The sequence below is a fragment of the Hydrogenophaga sp. R2 genome (genome assembly GCF_049843595.1).
Taxonomy (GTDB): Bacteria; Pseudomonadota; Gammaproteobacteria; order Burkholderiales; family Burkholderiaceae_C; genus Hydrogenophaga.
Genome location: NZ_JBBHZN010000001.1, coordinates 251,012 through 269,607 on the forward strand (window position 1 = coordinate 251,012; position 18,596 = coordinate 269,607).

An 18,596-nucleotide genomic window follows, 5' to 3' on the forward strand; every position below is an offset into this window, starting at 1 on the left:
CCGGGTTCAGCGCCTGGCGCGCCCGGCCCCCAGCTTGCGGTAGACCGTGGCGCGGCTGATGCCCAGCGCCCGGGCCGCGTCCATCACATTGCCCCGGGCATCGTCCACCGCCTTGCGGATCAGGGCGGTCTCGATGTCCTTGAGCGGCACCGCGTGCGCGCCGGTGGCCGAACGGGCGGTGGAGCGGGCAGGCCGGTCGCCCTGCGCCAGCACCTGCAGCCGCAGGCCCGACCACAGCGGAATCTCGGTGGCGGGCGCCTGGTGGCGTCCGGCATCGAACAGGGCCTGCATGGGCACCGCAAAGTGCTGGGTGCAGTGGCCGGGTTCCACCCCGGGCGGGATGTCCAGCATGTCGGCGGCCGGGCGGTTGAGTGCGGTGATCAGGCCGTCCTCGTCCAGGCACAGCAGGCCGTCGTTGTCGTCGCCCAGCACCCGGCCCGGCCAGTTCATGCGCAGCATGAGCGCATGCGGCATGGAAAGCGTCAAAGCGTTCTCGATGCTGCGCGCCGACTGGGCCACCAGGTGCTTGAGGGCGGGTTGTTCGGGCACATGGATGCCGGTCAGGTCGAGCATGCCCACGCAGCGGCCGTCCGGCCCCCAGATGGGCGCACCCGCGCAGCTGTAGACGCTGTTCGATTCAAAGAAGTGTTCGCCCCGGTGCAGCCAGACCGGCTGCAGCTCGGTCAGGGTGGCGCCGATGGCGGTGGTGCCCACGGCCCGCTCCGACAGGTCCACGCCCACCCGGGCGATGTCGGCAGCGCGCGGGTCCTGCCGGTCCACCGGGCCGTTCACGTCGATCACCACGCCCTGGGCGTCGGTGAGGATGGCGAAGTAACGGGTGTTGGCCATGGCCCGCGAGAGCGAGCGGATCACGGGCGCCGCCGCCTTGAGCAGTGGCTGGTTGGCTTCCTGCAGGTGCCGTATGCGCGACTGGCTGACCGCCTCGAAGCTGATGCTGCGGGCCGGGTCCATGCCCATGGACAGGCAGCGCTGCCAGGAGCGCTGGACCCAGGGCGCCAGGTGGCTGGCGCCCTGCAATTCGCCGGCGTGCAGCGCGGCCAGGCGGGCCTGTTCGATCTGGCTCAGGCGCGGTGCCGCGCCGGTCTGCAAGGGGGTGTTCAGGCTCACGGTGCTGGTCCCGGTTGTCTCGCTCGTGGTCTGTGGTGCCACCGGACATTACACCAGCCGGCACCGCCTTCCCCGCAGCGGTGGCCCTGCAGCGCACTCGGGGTTGTGCCACTCCCGAGGCAAGGCCTGTGCCAGGCCTGTTACGCGCCGGGTTGTTGCAGGGTGGAACACACCGGGCCGCTGGCCGGCTCGATGGCGTCCTTGGCCGACCCCACCTGCATGTCGCGCGGCAGCGGCACGCCGTTCTTGACCGCCAGCACCTCGGCCATGACGCTGACCGCGATCTCCGGCGGCGTCTTGCTGCCGATGTAGATGCCGATGGGGCCGCGCAGCGGCTCCAGGCTGGCCTCGGTCTGGCCGAAATGCTCGATCAGCCGGGCGCGGCGCGCCTCGTTGTTGCGGCGCGAGCCGATGGCGCCCACATAGAACGCATCCGACCCCAGGGCTTCCAGCAGGGCCAGGTCGTCCAGCTTGGGGTCGTGGGTGAGGGCGATCACGCAGCTGCGGCGGTCCAGGCCGAAGCCCCGCACCACGTCGTCGGGCATGTCGCTGGTCAGCGTCACGCCGGGCACGTTCCAGCCGCCACGGTATTCCTCGCGCGGGTCGCACACCGTCACGGCAAAGCCGCTGAACAGGGCCATGGTGGCCAGGTACTCGGTGAGCTGGCCGGCGCCGATCAGCAGCATGCGGTACTCGGGCCCGAAGGTGTTGCGCAGCGTCTGGCCGTCGTCCAGCAGCGGGGCGGGGGCCAGCGCCGCGTGCAGCGTGACCTGGCCGGTGGCCAGGTCGGTGGCGCGCTCCACCAGGTGGCCGCGCGCGAGTTCGTCGACCAGGGTGGCCAGCAGGGTGGTGTCGGGGTCGAATTCGAGCACCAGTTCCAGCGTGCCGCCGCAGGGCAGGCCGAAGCGGTGGGCCTCGTCGGCCGACACGCCGTACTTCACGCGCTGCGGCGGGCCCTGGGGAATGTCGTGTGTCACGCCGGCCACCGCCGCACCACCCGGTGCAGTGTGGGCGCGGCTGTAGCGGTAGATCAGGTCGTCCTCGATGCAGCCGCCCGAGACCGAGCCGACCACCGCACCGTCCTCGCAAAGGGCCATGGTGGAGCCCACCGGGCGCGGGGATGAGCCCCAGGTGCGCACGACGGTGGCCAGCAGGGCGCGCCGGCCCCGGCGGCGCCAGTCCAGCAGGGTTCTCAGTACGGTGACGTCGAGGTTTTCCATGATCGGTATCAGCGGAGGATGACCAGGCCCAGGGCCACCGCCGCAGCAATGGCCACCCAGACCCAGGTGGGCAGGCCGCCGGAGCTGGCGGGCTCGGCCGTGGCAGGGGCTGCAGGCGCCTGGGCCGCAGCAGGGTGTCGTTTCTGCAATTCTTCCTCAAACCGGCGGAAGAAATCCTCGGCCAGCGATTTGGCCGCACCGTCAATGAGGCGTTGGCCCAGCTGGGCGATCTTGCCACCCACGGTGGAACTGACGGTGTAGTGCAGTTCGCAGCCTGCGCCGGCCGGCTTGAGCTCGACCCTGGAGCTGCCCTTGCCGAAGCCGGCCACGCCGCCCTGGGCGTCGAACTGCAGCTGGTAGGAGCTGGGCGCCACGATGTCGGTGAGCGTCACCTTGCCCTGGAAGCGTGCGGCCACCGGGCCGATCTTGATGGCGGTGCCCACGGCATAGGTGTTGGGCTCGGTCAGCTCGAACTTTTCGCAGCCGGGGATGCAGGCCTTGAGGATCTCGGCATTGTTCAAAGCGTCCCAGACGATCTGCTGGGGCTGTGCGAGGGCGCGGCTGCCGGTCATTTCCATGGTGTGTGTCCTTGAAGAAGAAAAAGGAAAAGAAGAAAAAGAAAGGTTCAGGCCTTCTGCAGCAGGGCGGCCATGGAGCGGGCCAGGTCCTGCAGGTGGCTGAGGTTGTGCACCGCCAGCATGGCGTGGGCATGGCGGTGCAGCAGGCTGGCGCCCTGGGCCAGCGGCTGGTAGCCGTCAAAGCGCAGCAGCGGGTTGAGCCACAGCACACGGCGGCTGTGGCGGCGCAGCCATTGCAGCTCGGCATCGAGCGCGGCCGGCTCGCCGGTGTCCAGACCGTCGGTGATCAGCAGCACCACGGTGCGCCGGCCCACCAGGCAGCGCGGGTGCTGCTGCCGCAGCTCGGCCAGCGAGTGGCCCAGCCGCGTGCCGCCGGCAAAATCGTCGATGCAGCGGTTGGCGTCGTCCAGCATGCGGTCGGTGTCGCTGTGGCGGAAGGCGCCGCGCAGGTCGGTCAGCTGGGTGCCGAAGGCAAAGGCGTGGCGCTGCGTGCCGCGCGTGGCCTGGTGCAGGAAGGCCATGAGCAGGCGGGCGTAGCGCTCCATGGAGCCCGACACGTCCACCAGCACCAGCAACGGCAGGGGCTGTTCGCGGCGCTGGCGGCGCGGCAGGGTGAGCAGTTCGCCACCGTGGCGGCGGGCCTCGTGCAGCGCACGCGACCAGTGCGGCTGTGCACCCCGTGAGCCGATGCGGGTGCGGCGCGAGGCCACGGGTGGCAGGGGCAGGGGAATCTGGCGCACCAGCTGCTCGACCAGCCGGAACTCGCTGGCCGAGAGGCCGGCAAAGTCGGCGTGGCGCAGGCGCTGCTGGTCGCTGGCGGTCATGGCAGCGTCGAACTTGAGTTCGCTCTCGCGCCCGGCCTGCGGGTCGGCGGGGCGCGGGCGCGGTACGCTCAGGGCCTCCTGCACCCGGGCCTTGCGGCGCACCGGGTTGGCCTTGGCGGCCTTGGGCAGCATCTGGCTGAGCAGCTGCTGCGCGATTTCGGGGTTGCGGAAGAAGGCGTCGAACATTTCGTCGAACACCGCGATGTCGCTCTGGCGGCTGACCATGACGGTCTGCAGCGCGGCACGCAGGTCGTCGCGCCGGCCCAGGCCGCACAGCTGCGCGGCCTGGATGGCGGTGGCCATGCGCTGGCTGTCCATGGGCACGCCGGATCGGCGCAGTGCGCGCCCGAAGGCGGTGATGTGGTCGGGCAGCTTGCCGCTGCGCGCGTCACCCAGCCACATGGTCAGGCCGCTTCGGGAGCCAGCAGCTGGTCGAGCATGGGCAGCAGGGCGGCCACATCCTCGCGTTGCTTGAACAGGATGCCGGCGGTGTCCTGGATGACCTCGGGGTCGAGCACCAGGGTGTCCAGGGCCACCAGTGCCTTGGCCCATTCCACGCTCTCGGCAATGCCGGGGCTGCGCTGGAATGCGTTGGCAAACGGCTGGTTGCGCAGCCGCGAGACGAACTGCGTGACCTGCTCGGTGAGCGCGGCCGAGGCCTGTGGCACCTGGCTGCGCACGATGGCGAGCTCGCGGTCGCGGTCGGGGTAATCCAGCCACTGGTACAGGCAGCGCCGCTTGACCGCGTCGTTCAGGTCGCGGGTGCGGTTGCTGGTGAGCAGGGTCAGCGGTGCGGCCTCGGCACGGATGGTGCCGAGTTCGGGAATGGTCACCTGGTATTCGCCCAGGTATTCCAGCAGGAAGGCCTCGAAGGGTTCGTCGGCCCGGTCCACCTCGTCGATGAGCAGCACCGCACCCGGGGCCGGGGCCTGCAGGGCCTGCAGCAGCGGGCGGCGGATCAGGTAACGCTCCTGGTAGACCTCACGCTCGATCTGGTCGGCCATGCTGGAGCCGTCACCGCCGGGCCGCCCCAAGGTGGCGGGCGCCCCCTCGGGGGGCAGTGAGGACACGTCAGTGCCGAACGTGGGGGCCCTCATCCTTGCTGCGCTCATGTGCAGCAGCTGGGCCGTGTGGTTCCACTCGTACAGGGCTTCCCGCTGCTCCATGCCGTCGTAGCACTGCAGGCGCAGCAGCGGGCGCGACAGCACGGCCGACAGGGCCTTGGCCAGTTCGGTCTTGCCCACGCCCGGCTCGCCCTCGAGCAGCAGCGGGCGCTGCAGCTTCAGGGCCAGGAAGACGGCGGTGACCAGCGAACGCGGCGCGTGGTAGCCCACGCCCTGCAGGGCGTGGGCCAGCGCGTCGATCGACCCGGCAGGGGAACGCTCGACGGTCATCCTCAGTGCCCGTTGGCCATCGCCACGGCGCGCTGGGTCTGCACGCGCACCAGGTGGGCGCGGTACTCGGCGCTGGCGTGCAGGTCGCCGTTGCACTCGCCGGCATCCACGGTCACACCGGCCACGGCCTCAGGCGTGAAGCTCTTGCTCAGCGCGGCCTCCAGGCCGGCGTGGCGGAACACGCCGTTGCCTGCACCGGTGACGGCCACGCGGGCGCCGGCATCGGTCTGGGCCACGAACACGCCCACCAGCGCGAAGCGCGAGGCCGGCTGGCGGAACTTGGCGTAGGCGGCCTTCTTCGGGATGGGGAAGCGGATGGCGGTGATGAGCTCGCCCGGCTCCAGCGCGGTGGCGTACATGCCCTGGAAGAAGGCATCGGCCGCGATCTCGCGCCGGTCGGTGACGATGGTGGCGCCCAGGGCCAGCACGGCGCTGGGGTAGCAGGCCGCCGGGTCGTTGTTGGCCACCGATCCGCCCATCGTGCCCATGGCACGGACCTGGCGGTCGCCGATCTGGCCGGCCAGGGCCGCCAGACCGGGGATGGAGGCCTTGACGTCGGCGTGGCCGGCCACCTCTTCGTGGCGGGTCATGGCACCGATCACCAGCGCGTTGCCTTCGCGGCGCACGCCGCGCAGCTCGGGCACGGCGCGCAGGTCGACCAGGGCGCCGGGCTGGGCCAGGCGCTGCTTGAGCGAGGCGATCAGGGTCTGGCCGCCGGCCAGGGCCTGGGCACCGGCGCCCACCAGGCGCTTGGCGTCAGAGAGGGTCTGGGGTTGTTCCAGCGTGAATGCGTACATGTGTGTCTCCTGTTCAGCCGCGGGCTTTCTGGATGGCCTGCCACACGCGGTTGGGCGTGGCGGGCATGTCGAGGTCCTTCACGCCGACCGGTGCCAGGGCATCCAGCACGGCGTTGATGACGGCCGGGGGCGAGCCGATGGCGCCGGCCTCGCCGCAGCCCTTGGTACCCAGCGGGTTGGTGGTGCAGGGGGTGCACACGTGGCCGATGGTGAAGTTGGGCACGTCGTCGGCGCGCGGCATGGTGTAGTCCATGAACGAGCCGGTGACCAGCTGGCCGGTCTCGCGGTCGTACACGCAGTGCTCCAGCAGCGCCTGGCCGATGCCCTGCACCAGACCGCCGTGCACCTGGCCTTCCACGATCATGGGGTTGATGATGGTGCCGAAGTCGTCCACGGCGGTGAAGCGGTCCACGCGCACCACGCCGGTGTTCGGGTCGATCTCCACCTCGCAGATGTAGGTGCCGGCCGGATAGGTGAAGTTGGTCGGATCGTAGAACGCGGTCTCGTTCAGGCCCGGCTCCAGCTTGTCCAGCGGGTAGTTGTGCGGCACGTAGGCGGTGAGTGCCACCTGGCCGAAGGTCACCTTCTTGTCGGTGCCCTTGACGGTGAACTCGCCGTTGGCGAATTCCACGTCGGCATCGCTGGCCTCCATCAGGTGGGCGGCGATCTTCTTGGCCTTGGCCTCGATCTTGTCCAGCGCCCGCATGATGGCCGCGCCGCCCACCGAGATGGAACGCGAGCCGTAGGTACCCATGCCGAAGGGCACGCGGCCGGTGTCGCCGTGCACGATGTCGACCTGCTGCGGGTCCAGGCCCAGGCGCGAGGCCACCACCTGTGCGAAGGTGGTCTCGTGGCCCTGGCCGTGGCTGTGCGAGCCGGTGAACACGGTCACGCTGCCGGTGGGGTGCACCCGCACCTCGCCGCACTCGAACAGACCCGCGCGGGCACCCAGTGCACCGGCGATGTTGGAGGGGGCCAGGCCGCAGGCCTCGATGTAGCTGCTGTAGCCCACGCCACGCAGCAGGCCTTTGGCCTTGCTGGCCTCGCGGCGGGCCGGGAAGCCGGCCAGGTCGGCCATCTCGTTGGCCTTGTTCAGGCAGGCGTGGAAGTCACCCGTGTCGTACTGCAGGGCCACCGGGGTCTGGTACGGGAACTGGGTGATGAAGTTGCGGCGGCGGATCTCGTCCTGGCTCAGGCCCAGCTCCCAGGCGGCGCGGCTGACGATGCGCTCCAGCAGGTAGGTGGCCTCGGGCCGGCCGGCGCCGCGGTAGGCGTCCACCGGCGCGGTGTTGGTGAACCAGGCGTCCACTTCCACGTACACCTGCGGCGTGCTGTACTGACCGGCCAGCAGCGTGGCGTACAGGATGGTCGGCACGGCGGTGGCGAAGGTGGACAGGTAGGCGCCCAGGTTGGCGTCGGTGTGCACGCGCAGGCCCAGGAACTTGCCGTCCTTGTCCATGGCGAGTTCGGCATGGCTCACATGGTCGCGGCCGTGGGCGTCGCACAGGAAGGCTTCGCTGCGTTCGCAGGTCCACTTGACGGCGCAGTTGAGCTTGCGGGCGGCCCAGGTCACGGCCACGTCTTCGGCATACAGGTAGATCTTGGCGCCGAAGCCGCCGCCCACGTCGGGCGCGATCACGCGCACCTTGTGCTCGGGCAGGCCCATCACGAAGGCGGTCATGAGCAGGCGCTCGACGTGCGGGTTCTGGTTGGCCACGTAGAGCGTGTACTCGTCGTTGGCGCGGTTGTAGGCACCGATGGCCGAGCGCGGCTCGATCGGGTTGGGGGCCAGGCGGTTGTTGACCAGGTCGATCTTCGTCACGTGCGCGGCATTGGCGAAGGTCGCGTCGGTAGCGGCCTTGTCGCCGATGGCCCACTTGTAGCAGTGGTTGTCGGGGGCGGCGTCGTGCAGGGCGGGTGCGCCGGCCTTCATGGCGTCGCGCACGTCCACCACCGCAGCCAGGGGCTCGTAGTCCACCTCGACCAGCTCGGCAGCGTTGCGGGCGTTCTCCAGCGTGTCGGCAATCACGATGGCCACATGGTCACCCACGTAGCGCACCTTGCCCTGGGCCAGCACCGGGTGCGGCGGCTCCTTCATGGGCTGGCCGTTGGTGTCGGTGATCAGCCAGCCGCAGGGCAGGCCGGCGATGTTGTCCTTGGCCAGGTCCTGGCCGTCGAACACGCCCACCACGCCCTGGGCGGCCAGGGCAGCGGTCTTGTTGATGGAGCGGATGGCGGCGTGGGCGTGCGGCGAACGCACGAACACCGCATGGCGCATGTTGGCCAGGGTGATGTCGTCGGTGTACTGACCGGCGCCGGTGAGGAAACGGTAGTCCTCCTTGCGGCGCAGCGGCTCCCCGATGTGGGGCAGCTTGGCGAAGTCGATGGCTCCCATGGTCGTGTCTCCTTCAGGCGGTCATGTTGGCGGCGCCCTGCTGCACGGCGCGCACGATGTTCTGGTAGCCGGTGCAGCGGCAGATGTTGCCTTCCAGGCCTTCGCGGATCTGGGCTTCGGTGGCGCCGGGGTGGGTCTTGCACAGGTGCACTGCGCTCATGACCATGCCGGGGGTGCAGAAGCCGCACTGCAGGCCGTGGCACTCCTTGAAGGCGGCCTGCATCGGGTGCATGGTGCCGTCGGGGGCGGCCAGGCCTTCGATGGTGGAGATGCTGGCGCCGGCCATCTGGCCGACCAGCACGTTGCACGATTTCACGGCGCGTCCGTCCACCAGCACGGTGCAGGCACCGCACTGGGCGGTGTCGCAGCCCACATGGGTGCCGGTGAGCTTGAGGTGTTCGCGCAGGGCCTGCACCAGCAGGGTGTTGGGGGCGGCATCAATCGTCACGGCTTTGCCGTTGACGGTCATCTGGACGGGCATGGCTGTCTCCTGTGTGTCCGGGTTGTCGACAGCCGCGAGTGAAGCACGCCGACCGCCATCGGAATTACGTGCTAACCCTCAATTCAAGGCTCCATCTCGATTCATTCTCAATTTGCTACAGACAGCCCGGGAATTGACTTCTGCATTGAATCCATACGTGGAATTCCATTGAAATCAAATTGAGTATGGGTAAATTGCATACGTCGCATCGGTGTCGGCCAGCGACGAGCCTGAAGGTCCTCATGCGCGGCTGTTGGTGCTAGTGGGCCTGTCTCAAAGTGAGACTTTTTGGATGGCCCCCGGGGTATTCGGGGTAAACCCTGACGTGGAAAGGGCCTTGTCCCCGAACAATCGTATGAAGAGATCCGCATAAGCAGCCGCCCAGGGCGGTCTCTGCCCCACTCTGGAGACACAGATGCAAAAAATCCTTCACATCAACCCCGACAAGTGCACCGGCTGCCTGCAGTGCGAGATGGCGTGTTCGTTCGAGAACTACGGCACCTACGCCACGTCCAAGTCGCGCATCAAGGTGTTCGACTTCCACCACACCGGCAAGAAGGTGCCCTACACCTGCACCCAGTGCGACGAGGCCTGGTGCCTGCACGCCTGCCCGGTGGAGGCCATCACGGTGGACAAGGCCACCGGCGCCAAGGTGGTCAACGAGACCACCTGCGTGGGTTGCAAGGTCTGCACCATCGCCTGCCCGTTCGGCACCATCAACTACGTCCAGGAAACCGGCAAGGTCCAGAAGTGCGACCTGTGCGGCGGCGAGCCGGCCTGTGCCGAAGCCTGCCCGACCAGCGCCATCACCTTCATCGACGCCAACTGGACCGGCATGGACAAGATGAAGCAGTGGGCCGACAAGCTGGGCAATCAGCCCAGCGCCGCCTGATCACCAGTCAAACACTAGGAGCACCATATGTCTTGGGCTGGAAAAATCCTCCGCGTCAACCTGACCGCCGGCACCGTCACCACCGAACCGCTGAACAAGGAATGGGCCCGCGCCTACCTGGGCTCGCGCGGTCTGGGCAGCAAGTACCTGATCAGCGAGGTCGACCCCAAGGTCGATCCGCTGTCGGCCGAGAACAAGCTGATCTGGGCCACCGGCCCGCTGACCGGCACCATGGCCTCCACCGGTGGCCGCTACACCGTCATCACCAAGGGCCCGCTGACCGGCGCCATTGCCTGCTCCAACTCGGGCGGCTACTGGGGCGCCGAGCTCAAGATGGCCGGCTGGGACATGGTCATCGTCGAGGGCAAGTCTGCCAAGCCGGTCTACCTCTACATCAATGACGACGTGGCCGAGCTGCGCGACGCATCCCACCTGTGGGGCCAGACCGTCTGGAAGACCGAAGAGATCATCAAGACCTCGCTGCAGGACCCGCTGGTGCGCGTGTCGTCCATCGGCCAGGCCGGCGAGAACCAGGTGCTGTACGCGGCCATCGTGAACGACCTGCACCGTGCGGCCGGCCGCTCGGGCGTGGGCGCCGTGATGGGCAGCAAGAACCTCAAGGCCATTGCCGTGCGCGGCACCAAGGGCGTGGGCAACATCCGCGACCCCAAGGCCTTCATGAAGGCCACCTTCGAGAAGAAGAAGATCCTGGCCGAGAACGCCGTGACCGGTCAGGGCCTGCCCACCTATGGCACCCAGGTGCTGATGAACGTGATCAACGAGATCGGTGCACTGCCCACCCGCAACCACCGTGACGTGCAGTTCGAGGGCGCCAAGGACATCTCGGCCGAAGCCATGGCCACCCCGCGCGAGAGCGACGGCAAGAAGCACCTGGTGACCAATCAGGCCTGCTTCGGCTGCACGATCGCCTGCGGCCGCATCAGCAAGATGGACGAGAACCACTTCACCGTGCAGAACAAGCCCCAGTACTGGGGCGCGTCCGGCGGTCTGGAGTACGAAGCGGCCTGGGCCCTGGGTGCGGCCAACGGCGTGAACGACCTGGAAGCCCTGCAGTACGCCAACATGCTGTGCAACGAGTACGGCATGGACCCCATCAGCTTCGGTGCCACCGTGGGTGCCGTGATGGAGCTCTACGAGATGGGCGTGCTGACCAAGGAGCAGATCGGCGTGGAAGCCCCGTTCGGTTCCGCTGCTGCGCTGGCCGCCTTTGCCGAGATGGTCGGCACCGGCCAGGGCTTCGGCAAGGAGATCGGCCTGGGCTCGGCCCGCCTGACGAAGAAGTACGGTCACCCCGACCTGTCGATGAGCGTCAAGGGCCAGGAATTCCCGGCCTACGACGGTCGCGCCATCCAGGGCATCGGCCTGGCTTACGCCACCTCCAACCGCGGCGCCTGCCACCTGCGCGGCTACACCATCGCCTCGGAAGTGCTGGGCATCCCGGTCAAGACCGACCCGGTCGAGAGCGAGGGCAAGCCGGAGCTGGTGAAGGCCTTCCAGGACGCCACCGCCGCCTTCGACTCGTCGGGCCTGTGCGTGTTCACCACCTTCGCCTGGGGTGTGGCCGACCTGGCGCCCCAGCTGCAGGCCGCCTGCAACGAAGAGTTCACCACCGAAGAGCTGGAGAAGATCGGCGAGCGCATCTGGAACATGGAGCGCGAGTTCAACAACGCCGCCGGCTTCACCAAGGCCGACGACTCGCTGCCCAAGCGCCTGCTGACCGAAGCCGCCAAGACCGGTGCCTCCAAGGGCATGGTCAGCAAGCTGCCGGAGATGCTGCCCAAGTACTACGCCGCACGCGGCTGGGACGCCGAAGGCCGCCCCACGGCCGAGACCAAGCAGCGCCTGAGCCTGTGAGGGCGGTCGCCCTCACGCGTTCCGTCTGAACCCCGAGGGGGCAGTCCATGTGCTGCCCCCTTCGTCATTTCCGGAGACCTCCATGCACCACGTCATCCTCGGCGCCGGCCCGGCCGGCATCATTGCCGCCGAAACCATCCGCAAGCACGCCCCGGCCGACACCATCACCCTGGTGGGCGACGAGCCCGAGCCGCCGTACTCGCGCATGGCCATTCCCTACCTGCTGATCGGCAACATCCAGGAAGCGGGCACCTACCTGCGTAAGAGCGCCGCGCACTTTGCCAACCTGCGCATCACCCAGGTGGGCGCCAAGGCCCTGAAGGTGGACGCCGCGGCCCGCACCGTGGCGCTGGACAACGGCCAGACGCTGAGCTTCGACCGCCTGCTGATCGCCACCGGCTCGCACCCGGTGCGCCCGCCCATCCCCGGCATGGACCTGCCCGGCGTGCACCCCTGCTGGACCCTGGAAGACGCGCGCGCCATCATGAAGCTGGCCCAGCCCGGCGCGAAGGTGCTGCAGATGGGCGCCGGCTTCATCGGCTGCATCATCATGGAAGCCCTCAAGCAGCGCGGCGTGGAGCTGTCGGTGGTGGAGATGGGTGACCGCATGGTGCCCCGCATGATGGGCCCGACCGCCGGCGGCATGATCAAGGACTGGTGCGAGACCAAGGGCGTGAAGGTCTACACCGGCACCAAGGTCGAGGCCATCGAATCGGCAGCCAGCGCACCGGCCAGCAGCGGCGGTGTCATCAGCAGACTAGCCAGCGCACTCGGCATGGGCGGCAGCGCCCCGCAAGGCAGCGGCCGCGGCCTGCGCGTGAAGCTGGGCAATGGCCAGACCGTGGAGGCCGATCTGGTGATCAGCGCGACCGGCGTGCGCCCCGCCATCGGCTTCCTCAAGGACTCCGGCATCACCTGCCTGCAGGGCGTGCTGACCGACGAGCACCTGCAGACCAACGTGCCTGGCATCTACGCTGCCGGCGACTGCGCCGAGGCCTTCGACAAGGTCAGCGGCAAGACCATCGTGAGCGCCATCCAGCCCAACGCGGCCGAGCAGGCCCGTGTGGCCGCGCTCAACATGGTGGGCCAGAAAGCCGATCTGAAGGGCGTGACCCAGATCAACGTGCTCGACACCCTGGGCATGATCTCCACCAGCTTCGGCAACTGGGAAGGTGTGCCCGGCGGCGAGCATGTGGAGCTCACCGACAAGGCGGCCGGCCGCCACCTGAGCCTGCAGTTCAAGGACGACGTGATGGTGGGCTGCAACTCGGTCGGCTGGACCGAGCACGTGGGCGTCATGCGTGGTCTGGTCGAAGGCCAGGTGCGCCTGGGCGAGTGGAAGCACCGCCTCATGGAGGACCCCACCAGGCTCATGGACGCCTACCTGGCGGCAGCCCAGGCGCAGGGACAATGGGCCGGCGCCGACGACGCGCGCCGACGTTGACCATGAAGATCACCTTCAAGCTGTTCGCCACCCTCACCGACTACCTGCCGCCGGAAGCCCGCCGCAGCAACCAGATCGAGCTCGACATCGACCCGGCCACCCCCATCAGCCAGGTCATCGAGCCCTTCGGCATGCCGCACAAGCTGGTGCACCTGGTGCTGGTCAACGGCAAGTACATCCACCCCGAGCAACGCCTGACGACCACGCTGCAGGAGGGCGATGTGCTGGCCATCTGGCCGCCCATTGCCGGCGGCTGAGGCGCCATGCAGTCGAGCTACGAAGAGCGCTTCGTGCGCGACATGGGCTGCACCGAAGCCGAGTGGCTGGGCTGGCTGCCGGCGGCCATCGGCGAGTGCGCCTGGCAGCGTCAGGGCGCATCGGTGCAGGTCGACATTCCGCCCGGGCGCCTGCAGCTGCAGTGGGAGCCGCGCCCGCCCCGCGTGATCGCGCTCATGCGCATGCCGGTGCTGCGGGTGGGCTTTGCCTTCGAGGGCCTGGACGCGGCGCAGCGCCACGCCTTCATGAAGCGATTCGACCTGTACATGCAGCGCGGCGGGGGCTGACGCCCCGCTGCACGCTGCTCACCCCAGCGTCTTCAAGCCCAGCCAGGTCAGCAGCAGCGAGCCGCTCAGGTGCAGCGCGGCCACGCCGCCGGCCAGGGCCAGCCGCCCTTGCTGCAGCAGGGTGACCACCTCGATGGAGAAGGTGGAGAAGGTGGTGAGCGCACCCAGCAGACCGGTCACGATGGCCAGCTTCCACACCGGGTCGAGCTGCGGCTGGGCCTGGAAGAAGGCCATGCACAGGCCGATGGCATACGCCCCGATCCAGTTGGCCGCCAGCGTGCCCCAGGGCAGGATGGCGCCGGGGGTGTTGAGCCACAGGCCCAGGCGCCAGCGCAGCACCGCGCCCACGCAGGCACCGGCACACAGGGCGAGCACGCTGCCCATGGTCAGAACGGCGGGCCGTCATCGGCCGGGGTGGCCGATGCGGCATCAGATGGGGATGCCGGTGCTGCATCGATGGCGGGCAGCGTCGGCACCTGACCCGGCAGCAGCTCGCCGCCCAGGGCCTCGATCAGTGCATCGAGCACCTGGCGCAGCTCGCCGGTGCCAATGGCCACATTGCTGTCGAAGGTCTCTTCCTCGTTGGCCGGGCGATCCTCGAACACGCCCTCCAGAAACGCGATCTTGCGCAGCGCCATGCTCTCGGTCAGCACGAAGCCCACGCGGCCTTCCCAGCTCATGGCCAGGCGGGTGGGCAGCTTGCCCTCGGCCACATGGCGGCGCACCTCGTCGGTGAGCAGGTGGTGGCGGGTGAAACGCACCACCGAGCGTTCCTCGTCGGTGGAGCGCAGTTCGCATTCGCGCTCCACCGCCAGGCCCTCGGGCCATTCCTCGGCGTCTTCCGCGCTGAGCCAGCGGGCCATGCACGACTGCGGCGTCATCTGGGTGTTGAGCAGCGACACCGCCAGACCCGGGAAGGCGTTCACCAGGGCGGTGATGACCTCGTCGTTCTTGCCCTGGCTGCTGGCATCGGTCACCAGCCAGCCACGCTCGGGGTCGATCCAGACCCACACGTTCTGCTGGCGCGCAAAGGCCATGGGCAGCAGGGCCTGGCGGGCGTCCTCGCGCAGGGCCTTGGTCTCTTTCTTGCCGGGCTTGCGGCCGGTGGTGGCCTCGATCTGGTCGGCGGCCTCCTGGGCCTTCTTGCGGACCACCGCACCGGGCACGGCCTTGGTCTCGATCTGCAGCTTGAGGATGCGCTGCTGGTCCACCGATTCCACCAGCGGCCCGTGGGCTTCGCCGCGCGGCTCGATCCAGCCCACGGCCTTGTCCTGCGAGGCGCTGCAGGGTACGAAGCGGTGGTCGTCGAGCGCGGACTCCATCTCGGTGAGCGAGGGGTTCCAGCCCGGGGCGATGCGGTAGAGGGTGAGGTTCTTGAACACGAAAAGGCAACTCCAGACGACACAAACCCCGCTCGGGGCGGGGTCGTGATCTTAGCCGCGGGCAGCGTGGCCCCTCACATGCGGGACGGCAGCCAGTTCACCAGGCCAGGGAACCAGTACAGCAGCAGGATGGCCAGCACCATCAGGCAGAAATAGGGCAGGCAGACCTTGGCGATCCAGCCGATGTCGCGCCGCGTCATGCCCTGCAGCACGAAGAGGTTGAAGCCCACCGGTGGCGTGATCTGCGCCATCTCCACCACGATGACGATGAAGATGCCGAACCACACCAGGTCGATGCCGGCCGCCTGCACCGTGGGCAGGATCACGCCCATGGTCAGCACGATCATGGAGATGCCGTCCAGGAAGCAGCCCAGCAGGATGTAGAACAGGGCGAGCGCGATCAGCAACACGCCGGGCGAGAGGTTCAGGCTGGTCACGAACTCGGCCAGGTGACGCGGCAGGCCGATGTAGCCCATGGCCAGCGTGAGGAAGGCCGCGCCGGCCAGGATGAGCGCGATCATGCAGTACAGCCGGGTGGCGCCCAGCAGCGCGTCGCGAAAGCTCTGCCAGGTCAGCGAACCCTGTGAGGCCGACAGGATGAGTGCTCCCACCACGCCCACGGCGGCCGCTTCGGTGGCGGTGGCGATGCCGCTGTAGATGGTGCCGATGACGCCGCCGATCAGCAGCACCACCGGTATCAGGTGCCGGCTCTCGCGCAGCTTGTCCATGAAGCTCAGGCTGTCGTCGCTCCGCGGCACGGCCTGGGGGTTGAGCAGGGCCCACACCACGATGGCGCCGCTGAACAGCATGGCCAGCATGAGCCCGGGGATGACACCGGCCACGAACAGCTTGGCGATCGACACCTCGGCCGCCACGCCATAGACGATCATGATGATCGAGGGCGGGATCAGCAGGCCCAGCGTGCTGGCGCCCCCCAGCGAACCCACGATCTTCTCCGGCGGGTAGCCCCGGCGGGTGAGCTCGGGGATGGTCATCTTGCCGATGGTGGCGCAGGTCGCGGCCGACGAGCCCGAGACGGCGGCAAAGATGGTGCTGCCGATGATGTTGGTGTGCAGCAGCCGGCCGGGCAGGGCGTTCACCCACGGCGCCAGGCCCCGGAACATGCTCTCCGACAGCCGGGTGCGGAACAGGATCTCGCCCATCCAGATGAACAGCGGCAGGGCGGTCAGCGTCCAGCTGCTGGCCGAGCCCCAGATGGTCAGGGCCATGGCGTCGCCGGCCGGCCGGCTGGAGAACAGCTCCATGCCGATCCAGGCCACGCCGGTGAGCGTCAGGCCGATCCACACCCCGCTGCCCAGCAGCAGGAACAGCGAGACGATCAGCAGACCGGTGATGAGCAGGTCATTCATGGCGGGTGTCTCCGGCGTGCTGCTGGCGCTGGCCGCGCCACTGCAGCACGGTTTCGTCGATCAGGGCGACCAGCAGCACCGTGCAGCCCAGGCCCATGAGCAGCTGCGGTATCCACAGCGGTGTGGCATCGGTGCCGGTGGAGATGTCGTGGAACAGCCGCGACTGGTAGACCAGCCGCCAGCTGTACACACACAGCAGGCCGGCCAGCAGCGTGCCCACCGCCAGCGACCACAGCTCCATGGCCCGCCGCGCACCACCGGACAGGCGGCCGATGATGAGCGTGACCCGGATGTGTTCGCCGTGCTTGAGCGTGTGGGCCAGTGCCAGGAAGCCGGCACCGGCCATGGCGTAGCCGGCGTAGGCATCGGTGCCGGCCACATAGATGCCGGCCAGGCGGCTGAGGATGGAGACCAGCACCATCACCAGCACGCCGACCATGAACAGGGCGGCCAGCCAGCCGGCGCCGAGGTAGAGGAGGTCGAGGGTCTTTCGCATCGTTCGGTCCGTCGGCGTCAGCGGTGGGCCTGGCGCTTACTTGCGGTAGGCGTCCAGCATCTGCTGGCCTTCGGCGCCGGCCTGGCCCAGCCATTCCTGCAGCATGGTGGCGCCCACCTTCTGCATGTCGGCCTTCAGCGCCGCACTGCCGGGCTCCACCGTCATGCCGTTGCTGCGCAGCGTGGCCAGCGAGTCGGTGTTGACCTTCTGCGAGGCGGCCCAGCCACGGGTCTCGGCGTCGGCCGCGGCCTTGAGCAGCGCGTCCTGGCTGGCCTTGTCGAGCGCGTCGAAGGCGCGCTTGTTGACGATGACCGCGTTCTTGGGCAGCCAGGCCTGCACGTCGTAATAGAACTTCAGGTGCTCGAACAGCTTGCTGTCCACGCCGGTGGCACCCGAGGTCATGTTGGTTTCCACCACGCCGGTGGCCAGGGCCTGCGACAGCTCGGCGGCCTGCACCGTGACCGGCTGGGCGCCCACCAGCTGCGCGATGCGCGAGGTGGCTGGGCTGTAGGCGCGCCATTTGCTGCCCTTGAGGTCGGCGGCGCTGGCCAGCGGCTTCTTGCTGTAGATGCCCTGCGGCGGCCAGGCCACCGAGTACAGCAGCATCAGGCCCTGCTCGCCCAGCTTCTTCTGCAGGATGGGTTTCTGCGCGGCATACAGCTTGCGCGACTCGTCGTAGCTGGTGGCCAGGAACGGAATGCCGTCGGCGCCGAACATGGCCCATTCGTTCTGGTAGGCCGCCAGGATGATCTCGCCGATCTGGGCCTGTCCGCCCTGCACCGCCCGCTTGATCTCGGGTGCCTTGAACAGCGCCGCGTTGGCATGCACCGTGATCTTGAGCTTGCCGCCGGTGGCCTTCTCCACATCGCTGGCGAACGCGTTGAGGTTGACGGTGTGGAAGTTGGTGGCCGGGTAGGCCGAGGGCAGGTCCCAGGCGGTCTGGGCGGCGGCGGGCAGGGAGCAGGCCAGGGCGCTGGCGGCCAGGGTCAGGCTGAACAGGCGGCGTTTCATGGGGAGGTCTCCTGGTTGGGGGCGGAAGGGGTGAGCGGACTCTATCGACGTGCCGACAAAATGAGATCAGGGTTTTCCAGTAATGTCGACAAAACGTTGGCAAATCGTCAAAACGAGGCCTACACTGCGCTCCCGTTCCTGTCCTGATTCCCCACCCTGATTTCCGAGGAGACCTGCATGGCCCGAGGCAAACCCGGCTCCAGCGCCGCCACACCCACCACCGGCCCGACCCAGGGTGCCGTGGGGCAACGCATCGTGTCGTCGGCGCACCTGGTGTCGCCCCACAGCGCCGAGATGAGCGAGTTCGAGTTCGGTCTCATCGTGGCCGGCAACGCCTTCTACCGCTGGATCGTGCACTGCATGAGCGCGGCCGGCCTGAAGGACCTGACCGCGCTCGACGTGCTGGTGCTGCACCACGTCACCCACCGGGCGCGCGACAAGCGCCTGGCCGACATCGCCTTCATCATGAACGTGGAGGACACCCACCTCATCAACTACTCCCTCAAGAAGCTGCAGGGCCTGGGCGTGGTGGTCTCCAGCAAGAACGGCAAGGAGGTCACCTACGGCCCCACCGAGGAGGGCAAGGCCTTCGTCACCCGCTACCGCGAGATCCGCGAGGGCTGCCTGATCAATGCGCTCAAGGCCGACGACGCCCTCAACCACGACATCGGCGAACTCGCGCGGCTGCTGCGCGTGCTCTCCGGCATCTACGACCAGGCCGCCCGCTCGGCCGCATCCCTGTGACG

19 protein-coding genes are annotated in these 18,596 nt (G+C 68.5%); 6 read left to right on the forward strand and 13 right to left on the reverse strand.

The features are described 5' to 3' along the window. Window positions 1-6: 6 nt before the first annotated feature. The 8 genes from WD026_RS01250 to WD026_RS01285 form a co-directional block, all read right to left on the reverse strand. Window positions 7-1,128 (reverse strand): helix-turn-helix domain-containing protein, encoded by a 1,122-nt coding sequence (locus WD026_RS01250; protein ID WP_425721847.1) that lies wholly within the window; start codon window positions 1,126-1,128, stop codon window positions 7-9. Window positions 1,129-1,268: 140 nt separating this feature from the next. Continuing rightward, window positions 1,269-2,348, reverse strand: a complete 1,080-nt coding sequence (locus WD026_RS01255; RefSeq protein ID WP_425721848.1) for an XdhC family protein — start codon at window positions 2,346-2,348, stop codon at window positions 1,269-1,271. Between the two features lie 8 nt (window positions 2,349-2,356). After that, on the reverse strand, window positions 2,357-2,926 hold the full coding sequence (locus WD026_RS01260) for a CoxG family protein (RefSeq protein ID WP_425721849.1): 570 nt from the start codon (window positions 2,924-2,926) through the stop codon (window positions 2,357-2,359). A gap of 47 nt (window positions 2,927-2,973) precedes the next feature. Next, window positions 2,974-4,152, reverse strand: a complete 1,179-nt coding sequence (locus tag WD026_RS01265) for a vWA domain-containing protein (protein WP_425721850.1) — start codon at window positions 4,150-4,152, stop codon at window positions 2,974-2,976. A 2-nt stretch (window positions 4,153-4,154) separates the two neighbouring features. Then, window positions 4,155-5,144, reverse strand: coding sequence for an AAA family ATPase (locus WD026_RS01270; protein WP_425721851.1), 990 nt, complete (start codon window positions 5,142-5,144; stop codon window positions 4,155-4,157). A 2-nt stretch (window positions 5,145-5,146) separates the two neighbouring features. Further along, the gene (locus WD026_RS01275; protein WP_425721852.1) at window positions 5,147-5,941 is read right to left on the reverse strand and encodes an FAD binding domain-containing protein; all 795 of its coding nucleotides are present in this window, start codon (window positions 5,939-5,941) and stop codon (window positions 5,147-5,149) included. A 13-nt stretch (window positions 5,942-5,954) separates the two neighbouring features. Further along, window positions 5,955-8,336 carry a xanthine dehydrogenase family protein molybdopterin-binding subunit gene (locus WD026_RS01280; RefSeq protein ID WP_425721853.1) on the reverse strand — a complete coding sequence of 794 codons (2,382 nt, stop codon included), beginning with the start codon at window positions 8,334-8,336 and terminating at the stop codon, window positions 5,955-5,957. Window positions 8,337-8,349: 13 nt separating this feature from the next. Beyond that, window positions 8,350-8,817: a (2Fe-2S)-binding protein gene (locus WD026_RS01285; RefSeq protein ID WP_302174388.1), complete on the reverse strand. Its 468-nt coding sequence runs from the start codon at window positions 8,815-8,817 to the stop codon at window positions 8,350-8,352. Window positions 8,818-9,232: 415 nt separating this feature from the next. On the opposite strand from WD026_RS01285, the gene WD026_RS01290 reads away from it, so the two are divergent. The 5 genes from WD026_RS01290 to WD026_RS01310 all read left to right on the forward strand — a co-directional run bounded on the left by WD026_RS01290 (window position 9,233) and on the right by WD026_RS01310 (window position 13,591). Next, window positions 9,233-9,709: a 4Fe-4S dicluster domain-containing protein gene (locus WD026_RS01290; protein ID WP_425721854.1), complete on the forward strand. Its 477-nt coding sequence runs from the start codon at window positions 9,233-9,235 to the stop codon at window positions 9,707-9,709. Window positions 9,710-9,736: 27 nt separating this feature from the next. After that, complete coding sequence (locus tag WD026_RS01295; protein ID WP_425721855.1) at window positions 9,737-11,584, forward strand: aldehyde ferredoxin oxidoreductase family protein; 1,848 nt, start codon at window positions 9,737-9,739, stop codon at window positions 11,582-11,584. 82 nt (window positions 11,585-11,666) lie between these two features. After that, on the forward strand, window positions 11,667-13,028 hold the full coding sequence (locus WD026_RS01300; RefSeq protein ID WP_425721856.1) for an NAD(P)/FAD-dependent oxidoreductase: 1,362 nt from the start codon (window positions 11,667-11,669) through the stop codon (window positions 13,026-13,028). A 2-nt stretch (window positions 13,029-13,030) separates the two neighbouring features. Then, complete coding sequence (gene thiS, locus WD026_RS01305; RefSeq protein WP_425721857.1) at window positions 13,031-13,285, forward strand: sulfur carrier protein ThiS; 255 nt, start codon at window positions 13,031-13,033, stop codon at window positions 13,283-13,285. A gap of 6 nt (window positions 13,286-13,291) precedes the next feature. Continuing rightward, window positions 13,292-13,591 carry a hypothetical protein gene (locus tag WD026_RS01310; protein WP_425721858.1) on the forward strand — a complete coding sequence of 100 codons (300 nt, stop codon included), beginning with the start codon at window positions 13,292-13,294 and terminating at the stop codon, window positions 13,589-13,591. Between the two features lie 18 nt (window positions 13,592-13,609). On the opposite strand, the gene crcB is transcribed toward WD026_RS01310, so the two are convergent. From crcB to WD026_RS01335, 5 genes are all read right to left on the reverse strand, one after another. After that, window positions 13,610-13,975: a fluoride efflux transporter CrcB gene (gene crcB / locus WD026_RS01315; RefSeq protein WP_425721859.1), complete on the reverse strand. Its 366-nt coding sequence runs from the start codon at window positions 13,973-13,975 to the stop codon at window positions 13,610-13,612. A gap of 2 nt (window positions 13,976-13,977) precedes the next feature. Beyond that, entirely contained in the window at window positions 13,978-14,973 is a 996-nt protein-coding gene (locus WD026_RS01320; RefSeq protein ID WP_425721860.1) for a recombination-associated protein RdgC, read from the reverse strand. Between the two features lie 74 nt (window positions 14,974-15,047). Further along, the gene (locus WD026_RS01325) at window positions 15,048-16,343 is read right to left on the reverse strand and encodes a TRAP transporter large permease (protein WP_425721861.1); all 1,296 of its coding nucleotides are present in this window, start codon (window positions 16,341-16,343) and stop codon (window positions 15,048-15,050) included. Continuing rightward, on the reverse strand, window positions 16,336-16,839 hold the full coding sequence (locus WD026_RS01330; protein WP_425721862.1) for a TRAP transporter small permease: 504 nt from the start codon (window positions 16,837-16,839) through the stop codon (window positions 16,336-16,338). The genes WD026_RS01325 and WD026_RS01330 overlap by 8 nt, the downstream gene beginning before the upstream one ends. Window positions 16,840-16,875: 36 nt before the next feature. Continuing rightward, window positions 16,876-17,850, reverse strand: coding sequence for a TRAP transporter substrate-binding protein (locus WD026_RS01335; protein WP_425721863.1), 975 nt, complete (start codon window positions 17,848-17,850; stop codon window positions 16,876-16,878). Between the two features lie 177 nt (window positions 17,851-18,027). On the opposite strand from WD026_RS01335, the gene WD026_RS01340 reads away from it, so the two are divergent. Continuing rightward, the gene (locus tag WD026_RS01340; RefSeq protein WP_425721864.1) at window positions 18,028-18,594 is read left to right on the forward strand and encodes a winged helix DNA-binding protein; all 567 of its coding nucleotides are present in this window, start codon (window positions 18,028-18,030) and stop codon (window positions 18,592-18,594) included. Window positions 18,595-18,596: the final 2 nt, after the last annotated feature.